The organism is Ruminococcus sp. Marseille-P6503, assembly GCF_900604945.1.
GTDB lineage: Bacteria > Bacillota > Clostridia > Oscillospirales > Ruminococcaceae > FB2012.
Map to the genome: position 1 here is coordinate 422,072 of NZ_UWPB01000001.1, position 16,006 is coordinate 438,077.

The 16,006-nt window shown below is 43.2% G+C and carries 14 protein-coding genes and 2 tRNA genes; 11 read left to right on the top strand and 5 right to left on the bottom strand.

The window, feature by feature from the left end:
• Window positions 1-15: 15 nt before the first annotated feature.
• From EIH25_RS01930 to EIH25_RS01950, 5 genes are all read right to left on the bottom strand, one after another.
• Window positions 16-234 (bottom strand): hypothetical protein, encoded by a 219-nt coding sequence (locus EIH25_RS01930; protein ID WP_124098238.1) that lies wholly within the window; start codon window positions 232-234, stop codon window positions 16-18.
• The gene (locus EIH25_RS01935; protein WP_124098239.1) at window positions 231-791 is read right to left on the bottom strand and encodes a dihydrofolate reductase family protein; all 561 of its coding nucleotides are present in this window, start codon (window positions 789-791) and stop codon (window positions 231-233) included. The genes EIH25_RS01930 and EIH25_RS01935 overlap by 4 nt, the downstream gene beginning before the upstream one ends.
• 263 nt (window positions 792-1,054) lie before the next feature.
• Window positions 1,055-1,129, bottom strand: a tRNA-Glu gene (locus EIH25_RS01940).
• Window positions 1,130-1,135: 6 nt separating this feature from the next.
• Window positions 1,136-1,212: transfer RNA gene (locus EIH25_RS01945), tRNA-Met, on the bottom strand.
• Window positions 1,213-1,532: 320 nt separating this feature from the next.
• Window positions 1,533-2,732: an IS110 family transposase gene (locus EIH25_RS01950; protein WP_124098240.1), complete on the bottom strand. Its 1,200-nt coding sequence runs from the start codon at window positions 2,730-2,732 to the stop codon at window positions 1,533-1,535.
• Between the two features lie 366 nt (window positions 2,733-3,098).
• On the opposite strand from EIH25_RS01950, the gene EIH25_RS01955 reads away from it, so the two are divergent.
• From EIH25_RS01955 to pflA, 11 genes are all read left to right on the top strand, one after another.
• Window positions 3,099-3,524: an Hsp20/alpha crystallin family protein gene (locus tag EIH25_RS01955; RefSeq protein WP_124098241.1), complete on the top strand. Its 426-nt coding sequence runs from the start codon at window positions 3,099-3,101 to the stop codon at window positions 3,522-3,524.
• Between the two features lie 288 nt (window positions 3,525-3,812).
• Complete coding sequence (locus EIH25_RS01960; RefSeq protein WP_124098242.1) at window positions 3,813-5,018, top strand: 6-phosphofructokinase; 1,206 nt, start codon at window positions 3,813-3,815, stop codon at window positions 5,016-5,018.
• Between the two features lie 35 nt (window positions 5,019-5,053).
• Window positions 5,054-5,617, top strand: coding sequence for a DUF6756 family protein (locus tag EIH25_RS01965; protein WP_124098243.1), 564 nt, complete (start codon window positions 5,054-5,056; stop codon window positions 5,615-5,617).
• A gap of 421 nt (window positions 5,618-6,038) precedes the next feature.
• On the top strand, window positions 6,039-8,669 hold the full coding sequence (gene ppdK, locus EIH25_RS01970; RefSeq protein ID WP_124098244.1) for a pyruvate, phosphate dikinase: 2,631 nt from the start codon (window positions 6,039-6,041) through the stop codon (window positions 8,667-8,669).
• Window positions 8,670-9,051: 382 nt separating this feature from the next.
• Entirely contained in the window at window positions 9,052-9,675 is a 624-nt protein-coding gene (locus tag EIH25_RS01975) for a hypothetical protein (protein ID WP_124098245.1), read from the top strand.
• 339 nt (window positions 9,676-10,014) lie between these two features.
• Window positions 10,015-10,683, top strand: coding sequence for a VTT domain-containing protein (locus tag EIH25_RS01980; RefSeq protein WP_124098246.1), 669 nt, complete (start codon window positions 10,015-10,017; stop codon window positions 10,681-10,683).
• Between the two features lie 188 nt (window positions 10,684-10,871).
• On the top strand, window positions 10,872-12,155 hold the full coding sequence (gene eno / locus EIH25_RS01985) for a phosphopyruvate hydratase (protein WP_124098247.1): 1,284 nt from the start codon (window positions 10,872-10,874) through the stop codon (window positions 12,153-12,155).
• A gap of 370 nt (window positions 12,156-12,525) precedes the next feature.
• Window positions 12,526-14,604, top strand: a complete 2,079-nt coding sequence (gene pflB / locus EIH25_RS01990) for a formate C-acetyltransferase (RefSeq protein ID WP_124098248.1) — start codon at window positions 12,526-12,528, stop codon at window positions 14,602-14,604.
• Complete coding sequence (locus EIH25_RS01995; protein WP_124098249.1) at window positions 14,594-14,803, top strand: hypothetical protein; 210 nt, start codon at window positions 14,594-14,596, stop codon at window positions 14,801-14,803. Before pflB ends, EIH25_RS01995 begins: the two co-directional genes overlap by 11 nt.
• 49 nt (window positions 14,804-14,852) lie before the next feature.
• Window positions 14,853-15,104, top strand: coding sequence for an autonomous glycyl radical cofactor GrcA3 (grcA3, locus tag EIH25_RS02000; RefSeq protein WP_124098250.1), 252 nt, complete (start codon window positions 14,853-14,855; stop codon window positions 15,102-15,104).
• A gap of 126 nt (window positions 15,105-15,230) precedes the next feature.
• Window positions 15,231-15,989, top strand: coding sequence for a pyruvate formate-lyase-activating protein (gene pflA / locus EIH25_RS02005; RefSeq protein ID WP_124098251.1), 759 nt, complete (start codon window positions 15,231-15,233; stop codon window positions 15,987-15,989).
• The last annotated feature ends 17 nt before the right edge of the window (window positions 15,990-16,006 follow it).

The following is a 16,006-nucleotide window of genomic DNA, read 5'->3' on the forward strand; positions in this document are numbered from 1 at the left end:
TTGATTTCAGGCAGGTTAGCTGTCATCATCAATAAGCTCATACATTTGATACATGGCAAGCATATTCTTGAGCTGCATTTTATTGCCCATCATCTGCCTGTATGTAGCGGATTTTTCCCGTCCGGCTTTTTTCAGCTCCGACATCTTGCTTATAGTATCAGTATATTGCGATCGTACCGATGACAGCATTTTTTCAAATGCTTCAAGACGTGATTCTTTATCGTAAAGCGTCATTGTAATTCTCCTTTTTCCGCAATGAAATTCATATGTTCGTAAATCAGTTCAATCATTCCGCCGTATTTTACAGTTGAAATTAATTTCAACCGTAAAATTCGGTTTTCATTATTGAATAATCGAAGCCCGTTTCCTAAAATACATGGAGCTATTGTAATTCGATATATATCTATCATGTTTTTACAAATGAATTGATTAACTGTATCCGCCCCGCCGCAAATCCAGATATCACCGCCATTTTGCTTTTTAAGCTTTTGCAAAAGTTTTTGTATATTTTCTTTTGTGAAATTGATTTCTGCTTTATCGGAAATGCTCTTATGAGTCAGAACATAAGTCTGCATTCCTTTATATGGCCATTCATTCGGCGACAGTTCCGTGATGATCTGCTTATAGGTCGCATATCCCATAATTACTGTATCAACCGTTTTCTGAAACTCTGAAAAACTGTTTTCGCCAGCATTGCCGGCGCTTTGCGCGTCAAGCCACGAAACTCCTCCTTGTTTGTCGGCAATAAATCCGTCAAGGCTCATTGCAATGTATAAAACGGTTTTTCGCATAAACAAACCTCCGCTTTTTTAATTGATTATAACACATCTGCCTATAAATTTCAATCAGAAAGGATCGATTTCTGCCGGAAACAGATTGACCGGCGGATATATAGGCAGGAAGCACAGTATTTCACATAATATATTTATACTGAAAGCAGATTAGAAAAAAAGTCCTGTCCGCTGTTAAATTATAAACAGCAGGCAAGACCTGTTTTTACAGAAAGCAAAAAACTCGCAAACGGCTTAAATCAACCATCTGCGAGAATGTATCCTGGTGACCCGTACGGGAATTGAACCCATGATTCCGCCGTGAAAGGGCGGTGTCTTAACCTCTTGACCAACGGGCCGTTATCTGGTAGCGGTAACTGGATTTGAACCAGTGACACCCTGGGTATGAACCAAGTGCTCTAGCCAACTGAGCTATACCGCCTAATCATTGTCCCTATAGCGACTTAATTATTATACACTACAAAAAACGCTTTGTCAACACTTTTTTATAAAAAAACTTCTTTTTAAGCGTTTTTGTTTACTTGGCACAATTTTGCGGTTTGCTTTTTAATATTTATTGTCTGCTGCTACAATATATAAATGCCCGTTTTCAGAAATTATATACTTTTTTAGCACTCAATGCGAGAGAGTGCTAATTTTCATCTGATCGTCACAAAGCCATAAACTAATTATCATTTACAGGAACTATCATATAGTTGTTGAAAGACCAGCTATAAAAAGTCAATACCCAAAATGAAAAAATCAAGATAAATTTTTAGGATTTTTCGTAGGGGTTGGCAAATAAGGTCTGTTCTCTTTGAGAATAACAAAAATAATATTACAAAGCTTGCGAGCAACACCTCCGACAGCAGTGAGATGGTGCTTGCCTCTGGCTCTGAGAGATTGATAATATTCAGATAAAACGGGGTCGCAGAAAGCGGCACGCTGTGCGGCAAGCCAGATAGCTCTGCGCAGATAAGGTGAACCACGCTTGGAGATTTTGTTTTTAGTTCCTGAAAACTCTCCCGATTGTTTAACGGTAACGTCAAGTCCTGCAAAGGCAACAAGCTGATTAGGACGTTCAAAGCGGTTGATATCGCCGATCTCACTGACGATGATTGCACCAAGAACATCACCGATACCGGTGATAGTGGTTATGTATTGATTGGTTTCGTGAAGAAGATTTGAAATCTGTTCTTCAAGCTCAGAAAGCTGATTTTCAAGGAAAACAACCTGCTGCATAAGCTGCTTGATCTGAAAAGAAAAAGCGTCTTTTGCAAAGGCGATACCAAAGGTGTTTTTAGCAGCAGCTTTGAGTTCTTCAGCCTTCTCTTTGCCAAATTTACCGTGACTTGCTTTGTTCAAAATGTTGGTAAGCTTTCTTGTGGAAATTGCAAGCATATCTTCAGGTGTTGGGCAGTTCAGAAGCAACTCGGTTGATGAGCTTCCGAATGTATCTGAAAACAGCTTGTCATACTCGGGGAATACTTGGTCAAGCAATGCAATTACACGTCTTTTGCAGTCGCCGCAGGCGTCCACAACAGCAAGACGATAGCGTGAAAGCTGTCTTAATGCAATGATATTTTCCTCAGAAAGCGAGGTTGCGGAATATTCTCCGAAACGCATAATCTGAGCGATGATATATGAATCCTTAGAGTCGTTCTTGGTCTGACGAATATACATTTTTCTGAAAGCTTCGGACTGAATAGGGTTGATAACCTTGACAGTATATCCAAGCTCAAGGAAAAAAGCATATACGGAAAGCCAGTAGTGACCAGTTGCTTCCATTCCGATGATAACATCGTCAGGAGCAATTTCAAATTTTTCAAAAACAGCAAGGATTTTCCCACAGCCTTGCTTGTCGTTGGCGAAGGGGATGCTGTCAAGCAGAGTTTTGCCGTTTATGTCGATGACGGAAGCCTCGTGCTTGTATTTAGCGATGTCAATTCCGCAATAAAACATTGTGATACACCTCGTAAAATTTTGTTACAGCAAAGGTTATCCTCTGTATTTTACGGAAATACAACCTCGTTAGATATTCAGCACTTAAATGCTATCCAGCTCATTCGCATCTGTCCGTAAAGCAGAGGCGCTACTCTTTCAAAGGAAGCCTTGCTTCAAGGAAGCGAACAGCGCCCTCTGACTGTACAGATTTATTATCTCACATTTCTGTGTGATAAACAAGAGGTTTCATAGGGGTTCTCTTTAAATTACCCTTAAATTTATTATACGAGGAAGAGTGATACCAATGTATAAAGTATAGCGCAGCAGGCAAAATAAAAACAAAAAACTATGAACCGTATTATAATTTAATAAGGAGGAATTTATATGTTTGGACTTACGCCGTTTGAAAGAAAGAGCTTTGATCTGTTTGACGCGTTTCATGATTTTGAAAAGGATTTCTTCACCGGTAACCTGCCGATGAATTCCTGCAAAACCGATATTCGTGACGAAGGGGATAAATTTGTAATGGAAGCCGAGCTTCCGGGCTTCGACAAGAGCGATATCAAGCTTGACATCAACGGAAATTATCTGATTCTGTCAGCGGAGCATAACACCGACTCCGAGGACAAATCAAAGGACGGCAATTATATCTGCCGTGAACGCAGCTTCGGCTCCTATCAGAGAAGCTTCGATGTTTCTGCTGTAAAAACAGACGAGATTTCAGCAGAGTATAAAAACGGTATTCTTACCGTTGTTCTTCCCAAGAAAACGGAAACCGCTTCAAGCACTAAACGTCTTGAGATCAAATAAATCGCATTAGCCTCCGCGCCTTCAAACGCGGAGGCTTTTTATATTTCAGGAAAGCCGCGGATAACCGTTTGACGGCTCTTTATATGATTATTGCACGGTATTGCCTAAAGTAAAACGTTTACCGCCAAGCGTTTTTTGTCTAAAAGAGAAAACTTTCCGAAAAACAGTTTAAAATCTTTGCCTTTATTAATATTTTATGATACAATAAATTCAGCAAACTGATAGACACCGCCGCAGTATCGGGCTTGATAAAGCGGCGGTAAGAATGTAAAACGGAGGACTATTATAATGAATATTGCTGTCGCTCAGTCAGGAGGACCTACCTGCGCTATAAACGCGTCTTTGGTAGGAGTTTTCAAGCAGGCTCTGAAAACGCCGGAGATAGACGCCGTTTTCGGTTCAATTAACGGAATTGAGGGGATCATAAACGATGAGCTAATAGATCTGAAGCTTGTAATCAAATCCAATGAGGATATGGAGCTGTTAAGACAGACTCCGTCTACGGTTTTAGGCTCATGCCGCTGCAAGCTTCCGGAAGCTGACAGCGATTATTCTGTTTATGAAAAAATACTGACCTGCTTTGAAAAGCACCGTATTGAAGCGTTTTTCTATATAGGCGGCAACGATTCTATGGATACGGTCATGAAGTTATCCGCCTATCTGAAAGAGGCAGGATCTTCGGTTAGAGTAATCGGTATACCTAAGACCATTGACAACGACCTGCCTGTGACCGACCATACCCCGGGTTTTGGTTCTGCGGCAAAATACGTCGCGGCAACTATTCAGGAGATTATCCGCGACAGCTCGGTTTATTCCATTGAATCCATAACCATAGTGGAGATAATGGGACGCCATGCCGGGTGGCTTACCGCTTCTACCTGTGTTTTAAGGGCTAACGGAGAAATAGCCCCTCACCTTATATATCTTCCCGAGCGTGAATTTTCCGTTGAACGCTTTGTGGAGGACGTAAGAGCAATGCAGGCAAAGCACAAAGCGGTGGTTATCGCCGTTTCGGAGGGCGTCGAGATTTCTGAAAAGGACGAGGATTTCCGTTCAGGAGCCGTTGACAGCTTCGGTCATAAATATCTTTCAGGAATAGGCAAGGCTCTGGAGCAGATACTGAGGGAAAGAATCGGCTGCAAGGTGCGCTCCGTTGAGCTTAACGTAATGCAGAGATGTTCCTCGCACATATGCTCAAAGACGGATATAGACGAGGCTGAAGAAATAGGAGCGAGGGGAGTGCTTGCCGCACTCAGCGGAGAAACCGGCAGAACTATGGTGTTTAAGAGGCTTTCAGACGTTCCTTATGTTGTTACTGTAGAATCCACCGAAGCGTCAAACGTAGCCAATAAAGAAAAATTCTTTCCTGAAAAATGGATCAACAAGCAGGGCAATAATGTAACGGATTCAGCAATTTCATATTTTCTGCCGCTTATACAGGGTGATGTAAAAATTGCTATGAGAAACGGCATACCGCTGCATTTTAAATTATAGTTTTGTAGAACGGAATTATTCAGGCGGGGTGAAAAATGGGGTCAAATAAGAAATGGGATGGATTGCGGTTTGAAGTAATTCAGTATTGCGCAGAAAAAGGTATCTGCGAAAGCGATTTTAGGTTTTTAGGCATTTATGAATGGCAGAATGTTTATGACAGATTGTTGAAAACATTTGTGGAAGAGGAATACGCAGCAAAGCATGGCTTATACTGGTCCAATATTGAGGCAGGATTTCGTAAGGATATCCATAAAATTTATTCCTTTATGGAAGGTAGTGAAAATTGCGCTTCCTATGAATGGATTGAAAAACTTCCGGAGATAGTGAAATGTGAAAAAATATATCTTTTTCTGGAAGAGGATAAACAGACGGCAAAATACTGGATAGCGGAATGCAACCCAGCCGTTGTCCATCTTATTATTAATGATGCAATCTATCCGACAGACTATTACATGACAAAAGACTATTACATGACAAAAGACTATTACATGACAAACAAAAAATTTGACTGGCTTATCACAGAGAACCACCATGATATTGTCCAGTTTATTGGAAAAGGATTAGATATAAACGTCATAAAAGCTGTGTGTACAAAGTAGACGGATTGGTTAATTTTATAATCTGGCAAATTATGATTTTACGCTGCCGGAGCCGCCATAGCGAAACACGACACGTCATATTTTATTTTACTAAAAAAATTACGGATTTTACCATAAGCTTTATATTCAGTAAATTAAGAAAAATCAGATTGATTTGCCAATTAACTTAATTTATAACTGAAAATCGGGAACATTATGGGATTAAAATCGGCATTTGATTGTGCAAAATGTACGAAAAAATATGAGAAACATTGTGAAAAAATTTCTGTCAAAAATATATAAAAACTATAGTAATTTTTGAAATAATCTGCTATAATAAATTTGTTACCGTATGATAGGCTTGTCATGCCATGACGGCTTTATGGGATTGTCAAGGTACTATAAAAATACGGAATTCAAATTTTTTTGGAGGTAGATACCAATGAGCAAAAAGTGGGTATATCTGTTCTCAGAGGGCGACGCTAGTATGAGAGAGCTTCTCGGCGGTAAGGGCGCGAACCTTGCTGAGATGACAAAGCTCGGTCTTCCGGTTCCGCAGGGATTTACAATTACAACAGAGGCTTGTACTCAGTATTATGAGGACGGCAGACAGATCAGCGATGAAATCCAGGCTCAGATCAACGAGTATATCGGCAAGATGGAGGAGATCACCGGAAAGAAGTTCGGAGATAAGGAGAATCCGCTGCTCGTATCCGTTCGTTCGGGTGCAAGAGCTTCTATGCCCGGAATGATGGATACAATTCTCAACCTTGGTCTTAATGAAGAGGTTGTTGAGGTAATTGCTGAGAAATCCAACAATCCCCGCTGGGCATGGGACTGCTACAGAAGATTTATTCAGATGTATTCCGACGTAGTTATGGAAGTCGGCAAAAAGTATTTTGAAGAGCTTATCGACGATATGAAGGCCAAGAAGGGCGTTACGCAGGACGTTGAGCTTACTGCTGAGGACCTTAAGGAGCTTGCTTCACAGTTCAAGGCTGAATACAAGGAAAAAATCGGTGAGGATTTCCCGGCTGATCCTAAGGAGCAGCTTATGGGTGCGGTCAAGGCCGTATTCCGTTCATGGGACAACCCCAGAGCCAACGTTTACAGACGTGACAACGATATCCCTTATTCTTGGGGTACTGCCGTTAACGTTCAGTCGATGGCTTTCGGAAACATGGGCGACGACTGCGGTACGGGCGTTGCGTTTACCCGCGACCCTGCTACCGGCGCTAAGGGTCTGTTCGGAGAGTTTCTGACAAACGCTCAGGGCGAGGACGTAGTTGCCGGAGTTCGTACTCCTATGCACATTTCCGAAATGGAGCAGAAGTTCCCCGAGGCTTTCGCTCAGTTTAACGAGGTATGCAAGACTCTTGAAAATCACTACAGAGATATGCAGGATATGGAGTTTACAGTTGAACACGGTAAGCTTTATATGCTTCAGACAAGAAACGGAAAGAGAACCGCTCAGGCTGCTCTCAAGATCGCCTGCGATCTGGTTGACGAGGGTATGAGAACTGAGGAAGAAGCGGTTGCTATGATCGACCCGAGAAACCTCGATACTCTTCTCCATCCGCAGTTTGACGCCAAGGCACTCAAGGCTGCTGTTCCTATGGGCAAGGGACTCGGCGCTTCTCCCGGAGCTGCCTGCGGTAAGGTAGTATTTACAGCAGAGGACGCTGAGGCTTGGAACGCCAAGGGTGAAAAGGTCGTTCTCGTAAGACTTGAAACTTCTCCTGAGGATATTACAGGTATGAAGGCTTCGCAGGGTATTCTTACAGTCCGCGGCGGTATGACTTCTCACGCGGCCGTTGTTGCCCGCGGTATGGGTACCTGCTGCGTATCAGGCTGCTCTGATATCGTTATGGACGAGGCTAACAAGAAGTTTACTCTCGGCGGTAAGGAGTTCCACGAGGGAGATTATATTTCCATCGACGGTTCTACCGGTAACATCTACGACGGAATCATTCCTACTGTAGACGCGACTATCGCCGGCGAGTTCGGAAGAATCATGTCATGGGCTGACAAGTACAGAAGACTCAAGGTAAGAACCAACGCTGATACTCCTGCCGACGCTAAGAAGGCAAGAGAGCTGGGCGCTGAAGGTATCGGTCTTTGCCGTACTGAGCATATGTTCTTTGAGGCTGACAGAATCGCGGCGTTCAGAGAGATGATCTGCTCCGATACAGTTGAAGAGAGAGAGGCTGCTCTCGCTAAGATCGAGCCTATGCAGCAGGGCGATTTCGAGGCTCTTTACGAGGCTCTCGAAGGAAATCCTGTAACTATCAGATTCCTTGATCCTCCGCTTCACGAGTTCGTTCCTACTGAAGAGGCTGACATTAAGGCTCTTGCTGACGCTCAGGGCAAGTCTGTTGAAACTATCAAGGCTATAATTGCTTCGCTTCACGAGTTCAATCCGATGATGGGTCACAGAGGCTGCCGTCTTGCGGTAACATATCCTGAGATTGCAAAGATGCAGACAAAGGCTGTCATCAAGGCTGCTATCAACGTTAAGAAGGCTCATCCTGACTGGAACGTAGAGCCTGAGATCATGATTCCTCTGGTTGGCGACGTTAAGGAGCTTAAGTACGTTAAGAAGGTCGTAGTTGAAACTGCCGACGCTGTTATAGCTGAGGCTGGCTCTGACCTCAAGTATGAGGTTGGTACAATGATCGAGATCCCGAGAGCTGCTCTTACAGCCGACGAGATCGCTTCAGAGGCTGATTTCTTCTGCTTCGGTACAAACGACCTGACTCAGATGACTTTCGGCTTCTCAAGAGATGACGCAGGAAAATTCCTCGACGCTTACTATGACGCTAAGATCTTTGAGAACGATCCGTTTGCTAAGCTCGACCAGAACGGCGTAGGCAAGCTTATGGAAATGGCGATCAAGCTTGGCAAGCCGGTTAATCCGAACCTTCACATCGGTATCTGCGGAGAGCACGGCGGAGATCCTTCGTCAGTTGAATTCTGCCACAAGATCGGTCTTGATTATGTATCCTGCTCGCCTTTCAGAGTGCCGATCGCCAGACTTGCCGCTGCACAGGCTGCGATTGCAAGCAAGGGTTAATTTGACAATCCTGATTTTGGGCAAACCTAATTTGTAAAACCATAATAGAAATTGACCTTGTGTACCTTCGGGTATGCAAGGTCTTTTTTACGCCGAAAGCCTTGCGAATCCCGCATTTTTGAAAATAAAATCACAGTTTTATTAGCATTACCAGAAATGCAAAACTCAAATTTCAATGCACCGAAAAACGGTATTGAGAGTTGCCCAGAATAAAGTTGACCTTGTTTATAAATAGCTACTATACAGCCGAGGTCAATCACGATTTTTACGGGGCGGAGCAGCTCTCCGTCCTTTACTTTTTCGGAGATAAGTGGTACAATAAGCTTGTTTGGCAGAGGTTATCTGCTCGATAAATCGGAATTTGTAAGGATGTGAGTGAGCAATGAATAAGGAAGTTAAGAAATTAGTGCTTGATGTTTTTGATGAAATAGACGAGATAATGAGTGAATATGGATTTAAGCGGAGAAGAAACGGACTTATTTATTCCAGAACTTTCGGGAACACCAAACAGAAAGTTGAACTTGTATTTCAAACACATCCTTTAGGACAACCAGATGCATTAGCTCGTATATACCCGTGGTTATCTGTGCATTATCCAGAAGTAAATCAATTTGCAACTGCTGTTTTAGGAGAAAACATTATAATTGACAGCCTCAAAGATTTGACGCTAAGACAACCAATTCATATAGGTGAAAAAAATGAGCGGTGGTTCATATATAATGAGTCAGATATTAAAACACTTTCATTGAAAATAAAAGAATATTTTGTAAAGAATACAATACCGTTTTTTAATTCTCTTAAAAGTATAGAGCAATATATAAGAATGTATGAAATGCAAGATAAACGACTTTTGATGGATGATAGGCAACATATTTATTTTGCTTGTGCATATGCCTTGAAAAAAGAGTACCAAAAGGGATATGATTTATTAGAGAAGAGATTTGGAAAAGCTGGTTCTTGTAGAACATATCAAAAATTGTTTGAATATTTTGAACAACGATTGTGATACAAATTACAGTTTAGCGAACAGTTAAAACAGAATATTTTACACAGCAGTCAAGCGAAAAACCTTGGCTGCTTTTTTGCTGATATAGGAGTTTATATGATTTTTCTCGGCGGCGTTATAAAAATACACAGACCTTGTGAGCCAATACGGTTCACAGGGTCTTATTTTTTGCATACAAATAGCTGCAAAACACTTTAACCGTAAGCTTTAACGCATATAAGAAAATATCAGCGGATTTTCACATTATTATAACAATTTTATGATATACTAACAAAAATATTATTAAGACAAAAAGCAGGTGAAGCTGTGAATTCAAATAATGCAGTCAAAGACAAAAGTATGAAATTAATTAAGTATATTCCGCTGATTTTAAGCGTTGTTATAATAGTTTTCTGCGTTGCGTTTGTTGTAAATAATGATTTTGACGACATACTGAGCTATACTCCTGAAAACCTGTGGCTTGCCGCGGTAGTTATCTGGGGCTTTTACGGTCTTAAATCAATGTCGGTAGTGTTTCCGCTTACCGCTTTGTTTATCGCCGCGGGACATATTTATCCGTTCTGGGCAGCCGTATTGGTAAATATCGTCGGGCTGTGCGTAAGCTTTACGATACCTTATCTTGTCGGAAGGATTTCCGGCGCGGGTCTGGTTGAAACGATTTCTGAAAAATATCCCAAAGCCCGGAAAATTATCAGCTACGGGCATGAAAACAATTTGTTTGCGTCCTATATTTCCAGAGCGGTAGTGGTAGTTCCCGGAGATATCGTAAGCGTGCTTCACGGAACCTTGAAAATGCCGTACAGACCGTATCTTCTCGGCTCGCTGTTCGGGGTTTTTCCGGAAATGGCAGTGCAGACCTATATCGGTGGACAGCTGAGTCAGCTTTCCTTAAAGTCTGTTCTGGTAATGATAGGGCTTATTCTGCTAACTCTTGCGATAAGCTTCGCGTTGAACAAAAAGGTAAGCAAAATGGGGAGAAAAACCGATAAAGAAGATTTTTATGAATGAGATCATGCATATCCGGCTTGTGCGGATATGCATTTTTTATAGAAAATAACAGCGAATACTTTTGTTAGATTTGGTATATCATGATTTTGCAGGACGTATTTTCAGCTTTTTTGACGCGGGCTGGTATAAACGGCTTTTTCGGCGGAAAAATAATTCCATAGATTTACCGAAATTACGGAGGAATAGTCATGAAAAATACTGAAATCACAAAAGTTCACGGAAGAGAGATACTTGATTCAAGAGGAAACCCGACAGTAGAAGCGGAGGTGACGCTTGCCGACGGAACAACAGGAAGAGGTCAGGCTCCCAGCGGCGCGTCAACGGGAATTTACGAGGCCTGCGAGCTGAGGGACAACGATAAATCAAGATATATGGGAAAAGGCGTAAAAAGCGCTGTCGAAAACATCAACGGAAAAATTTCGCCTATACTTGCGGGGACTGACGCGTCCGATATTTATGCGGTTGACAAAACCATGATCGCACTGGACGGAACAAATGACAAATCAAAGCTTGGAGCCAACGCGATCCTGTCAGTGTCCCTTGCGTGCGCGGACGCGGCGGCTAAATCGCTGAAAATGCCTCTGTACAGATTTGTCGGAGGCGTCTCCGCGACAAGAATGCCTGTTCCGATGATGAATATTTTAAACGGCGGAGCTCATTCCTCAAACGGTCTGGACGTTCAGGAATTCATGATAATGCCGGTCGGAGCCAAAAGCTTTTCTCAGGGGCTTCAATGGTGCTGCGAGGTTTTTCATACCTTGGCTAAGATACTGAAAAATAAAGGGCTTTCCACGGCGGTTGGCGACGAGGGAGGCTTTGCTCCTGAGATAAGCTCGGATATTGAAGCTCTGGACCTTATAACAGACGCTGTGAAGTCAGCAGGCTTTACTCCGTCTGAGGATTTCGCGCTTGCGCTGGACGCGGCGTCCAGCGAGTGGAAAACAGGCGATAAGGGTCATTACCGTCTGCCTAAAAGCGGAGAGCGGTTTGATTCAAAGCAGCTTATAGACCACTGGGAAATGCTTTGCGAAAAATATCCCGTCAGATCGATCGAGGACGCTCTGGACGAAGAGGATTGGCAGGGCTGGCGGCTTCTTACCTCAAGACTGGGCAGAAGAATACAGCTTGTAGGCGACGATCTGTTTGTTACCAATACAAAGCGTCTTTCAAAGGGAATCTCCGAGGGCGCGGGAAACGCTATTCTTATCAAGCTGAATCAGATTGGAACCCTTTCGGAAACGATCGAAGCGGTGAAAATGGCGAAAAATCACGGATATAACGCGGTAATGTCCCACCGCTCAGGGGAAACTGAAAGTACCGTTATCGCTGATCTCGCAGTCGCTCTCAATGTAGGTCAGATAAAAACCGGCGCTCCCAGCAGAAGCGAAAGAACCGCGAAATATAATCAGCTGCTCAGAATAGAGGAAAATATCAGCTATAATTCAGATGATTTCTATGGAAAGTGCTTTTAGTATTCCGAAAAGGCAGTACACAAAATGTTGTACAGGGATTACTTTTAAAGCGCTACGGATAGTTTCTTTGAACCCATTTTATGTATTTGATTGATATATAATACAGATTCAGCAGAATATTTATGCTGAAAGTGTCAAAGTATTGCGAAAGTGTATAGTTATTTGTTGACCTGTGTTAATTTTTCGGGCTTTTTCTTGACTTGAAGTGTGAATTGTGTTAATATGAATGTAGAGACTGATATATTTTAAATTATATTAGTCATATGAAATTATATATGTTTGATATGTATAGTTTCAAACATATGATTTGTTTAAATTGTTTAAATTTCGGTCTGTTTTCGGGCGGACACTGAAAGGAATGGTTTATTTAATGGCAAAGGAATTTTTAGAGGAATGGGAGGGCTTTAAGCCCGGAAGATGGAGCAGCACCTCTGTAAATGTCCGTGACTTTATACAGAAGAATTTTACTCCCTATGAAGGCGACGACAGCTTTCTGTCAGAGCCTACGGAGGCTACCAAAAAGCTCTGGCAGCAGGTAATGGAGCTGACTGAAAAGGAGCGGGAGGCAGGCGGAGTTCTTGATATGGATACTAAAATCGTATCCACTATAACCTCGCATAAAGCCGGATATCTGGATAAGGAGCTTGAACAGATCGTAGGCTTTCAGACTGATAAGCCTTTCAAGCGTTCGCTTCAGCCCTTCGGGGGAATCAGAATGGCTCAGAAGGCTTGTCAGGATAACGGCTATGAGGTCGATCCCGAGGTAGTCGAGATCTTTACCAAATACAGAAAAACTCATAATCAGGGAGTTTTTGACGCGTATACTCCGGAAATGAAGCTTGCCAGACACGCCGCGATCATTACCGGCCTTCCCGACGCGTACGGCAGAGGAAGAATAATCGGCGATTACCGAAGGGTCGCGCTTTACGGCGTCGATCTGCTTATCGAGGACAAGAAAAATCAGCTTGCTACCTCGCTGGTAAGAATGACGTCCAAGAATATCAGGCTCAGAGAGGAGCTTGCGGAGCAGCTGAGAGCCTTAGAGGATCTTAAAAAGCTCGGCGAGATATACGGCTTCGACATATCCCGTCCTGCAAAGAATGCGAAGGAAGCAATTCAGTGGCTCTATTTTGGCTATCTTGCAGCAGTTAAGGAGCAGAACGGAGCCGCTATGTCCCTGGGAAGGACCTCTACCTTTATAGACATTTATATCCAGCGGGATATTGACAGAGGTCTTATTACAGAGGAGCAGGCTCAGGAATATATTGACCACTTTATTATGAAGCTCCGTCTGGTGAAGTTTGCGAGAACTCCTGAATATAATCAGCTTTTCTCCGGCGATCCGACATGGGTTACCGAATCCATAGGAGGAGTTTCAATCGACGGCGTTCCTATGGTAACAAAAACATCGTTCAGATATCTCCATACTCTTGACAATCTCGGACCTGCTCCCGAGCCTAATATGACGGTTCTTTGGTCCAGGAAGCTTCCGCGGAATTTTAAGAAGTTCTGCGCTAAAATGTCTATAAGAACGTCGTCTATCCAGTATGAAAATGACGACATGATGAGGGTCACCCACGGCGACGACTACGCGATCGCCTGCTGCGTATCGTCTATGAGGATAGGCAAGGAAATGCAGTTCTTCGGAGCCAGGGCGAATCTTGCAAAATGTCTGCTGTATGCAATAAACGGAGGCGTTGACGAAAGGCTGAAGATTCAGGTCGGACCCAAATATCGTCCGGTAGAGGGAGATTATCTCGACTATGACGACGTAATGGAAAAGTATGAAGATATGATGGAGTGGCTCGCCGGACTTTATGTGAACACGCTGAACGTTATTCATTATATGCATGATAAATACTGCTATGAAAAGATTCAGATGGCGCTTCATGACAGGGACGTGAAGAGATATTTCGCTACCGGTATTGCCGGACTTTCAGTGGTCGCTGACTCGCTTTCGGCGATTAAATACGCAAAGGTCAAGTGCGTGAGAGATGAAAACGGAATCGTTACCGATTACGAGGTAGAGGGCGATTTCCCGAAATACGGAAACAATGACGACAGAGTTGACAGCATTGCGGTGGATATAGTTACAAAATTCATGAATATGATCAGAAAGCATCACACCTACCGCGACGGAGTTCCTACGATGTCTATTCTTACCATTACCTCCAACGTTGTTTACGGCAAAAAGACCGGAAATACGCCCGACGGAAGAAAAATGGGAGTTCCCCTTGCTCCGGGAGCCAATCCTATGCACGGAAGAGATACTCACGGCGCCGCGGCTTCATTGTCGTCCGTTGCGAAGCTTCCGTTCAGACACGCGCAGGACGGTATTTCGAATACGTTTTCAATCGTTCCCGACGCTTTGGGCAAGGATTCTCAGGTGTTTGTCGGAGATTTGGACATTGAAAGCATTGCAAAGGAGCTGAACTCTGATGGGGTATAACGTAACAAAGGACGAGGATAACGGACAGCTTGACGAGCTGGTTGAAATGATAGATCTGCTCATGGAAAGCGGCGACGGACATATTACTATAAACGCCGACGAAACCAAGGACGGAATCAAGGTCAAAACTTTCAGGTCGAACGACTGCGGCGCAAAGGGAGCCTGCTGTCAGCCCAATGAAAAAATAGAGGAAGAATGATCTTGAGGTTTCCGGGATCGAAGAATAATACCGCGAAAGGAAGATTTATATGGCAAATGTAGAATCAAACGAGAAGCAGGTTGACAATCTGGTTGAGCTGCTTGACGGATATGTGGAAAAAGGCGGACATCATCTTAACGTAAATGTATTTACAAGAGAAACGCTGCTGGACGCTCAGAAGCACCCTGAGAAGTATCCGCAGCTTACGGTAAGGGTATCGGGATATGCCGTTAATTTCGTAAAGCTGACAAAAGAGCAGCAGGACGATATTATATCAAGAACATTCCACAATCAGATCTGATATTGTAACAGGACGTATTAAGCGTCCTGTTTTTTTGCTGTATACGATATATTATGACAGCAGGTTGTGTTTTTGATAAAAATATGGTATACTAAAATAAAAGCATATGAAACGAGGTGCGTGTTAATGGAGGGATATATTCATTCTACCGAAAGCTTCGGAACGGTTGACGGTCCGGGAATACGGTTCGTTATTTTTATGCAGGGCTGTCCTATGCGCTGCAAATACTGTCATAATCCCGATACATGGGCGATCGGGAAAGGCGAAAAGCGAACGGCGGAAAGTCTGCTGGACGAGTATGAAACATACAAGGAGTTTATGAAAAACGGCGGGATAACCTGCACCGGAGGAGAGCCGCTTTTACAGCTTGATTTTGTTACCGAGCTGTTTGAAAAGGCAAAGCGCCGCAATATCCATACCTGCCTTGATACGTCGGGAATCACCTTTATGCCTGAAAACGAGCAGGTCGTTGAAAAATTCAAGAGGCTGATGAGGTATACAGACCTGGTTATGCTGGATATAAAGCATATAGACGACGCGGAGCATAAAAAGCTTACCGGTCATGGAAATAAAAATATTCTGGCGTTTGCCGAATTTCTGAGCGGTGAGGGCGTTGAGCTTTGGGTGCGCCATGTGGTAGTTCCGGGAATAACTGATAATGATAAATATCTTCACGATCTGGGGTATTTTCTCGGAGGGCTTAAAAACCTGAAAGCGCTTGACGTTCTGCCTTATCATACAATGGGAAAGGCAAAATATGAACAGCTTGGATTGGAATATCCTCTCGGCGATACTCCGGCGGCGGATAAATCTCTCGCGCTTCATGCCAAGGAGATTATTATGGAGGGACTGAAGGACAGGCTGAGAAAAAAGGACGGCGAATAAAATTTAGGTAATACTGC

Bases quoted from the DNA above. Each gene is read 5' to 3' on its own strand.
- EIH25_RS01930 (WP_124098238.1), bottom strand. From the start codon at position 234: ATGACGCTTTACGATAAAGAATCACGTCTTGAAGCATTTGAAAAAATG.
- EIH25_RS01935 (WP_124098239.1), bottom strand. From the start codon at position 791: ATGCGAAAAACCGTTTTATACATTGCAATGAGCCTTGACGGATTTATT.
- EIH25_RS01950 (WP_124098240.1), bottom strand. From the start codon at position 2,732: ATGTTTTATTGCGGAATTGACATCGCTAAATACAAGCACGAGGCTTCC.
- EIH25_RS01955 (WP_124098241.1), top strand. From the start codon at position 3,099: ATGTTTGGACTTACGCCGTTTGAAAGAAAGAGCTTTGATCTGTTTGAC.
- EIH25_RS01960 (WP_124098242.1), top strand. From the start codon at position 3,813: ATGAATATTGCTGTCGCTCAGTCAGGAGGACCTACCTGCGCTATAAAC.
- EIH25_RS01965 (WP_124098243.1), top strand. From the start codon at position 5,054: ATGGGGTCAAATAAGAAATGGGATGGATTGCGGTTTGAAGTAATTCAG.
- ppdK (WP_124098244.1), top strand. From the start codon at position 6,039: ATGAGCAAAAAGTGGGTATATCTGTTCTCAGAGGGCGACGCTAGTATG.
- EIH25_RS01975 (WP_124098245.1), top strand. From the start codon at position 9,052: ATGAATAAGGAAGTTAAGAAATTAGTGCTTGATGTTTTTGATGAAATA.
- EIH25_RS01980 (WP_124098246.1), top strand. From the start codon at position 10,015: ATGAAATTAATTAAGTATATTCCGCTGATTTTAAGCGTTGTTATAATA.
- eno (WP_124098247.1), top strand. From the start codon at position 10,872: ATGAAAAATACTGAAATCACAAAAGTTCACGGAAGAGAGATACTTGAT.
- pflB (WP_124098248.1), top strand. From the start codon at position 12,526: ATGGCAAAGGAATTTTTAGAGGAATGGGAGGGCTTTAAGCCCGGAAGA.
- EIH25_RS01995 (WP_124098249.1), top strand. From the start codon at position 14,594: ATGGGGTATAACGTAACAAAGGACGAGGATAACGGACAGCTTGACGAG.
- grcA3 (WP_124098250.1), top strand. From the start codon at position 14,853: ATGGCAAATGTAGAATCAAACGAGAAGCAGGTTGACAATCTGGTTGAG.
- pflA (WP_124098251.1), top strand. From the start codon at position 15,231: ATGGAGGGATATATTCATTCTACCGAAAGCTTCGGAACGGTTGACGGT.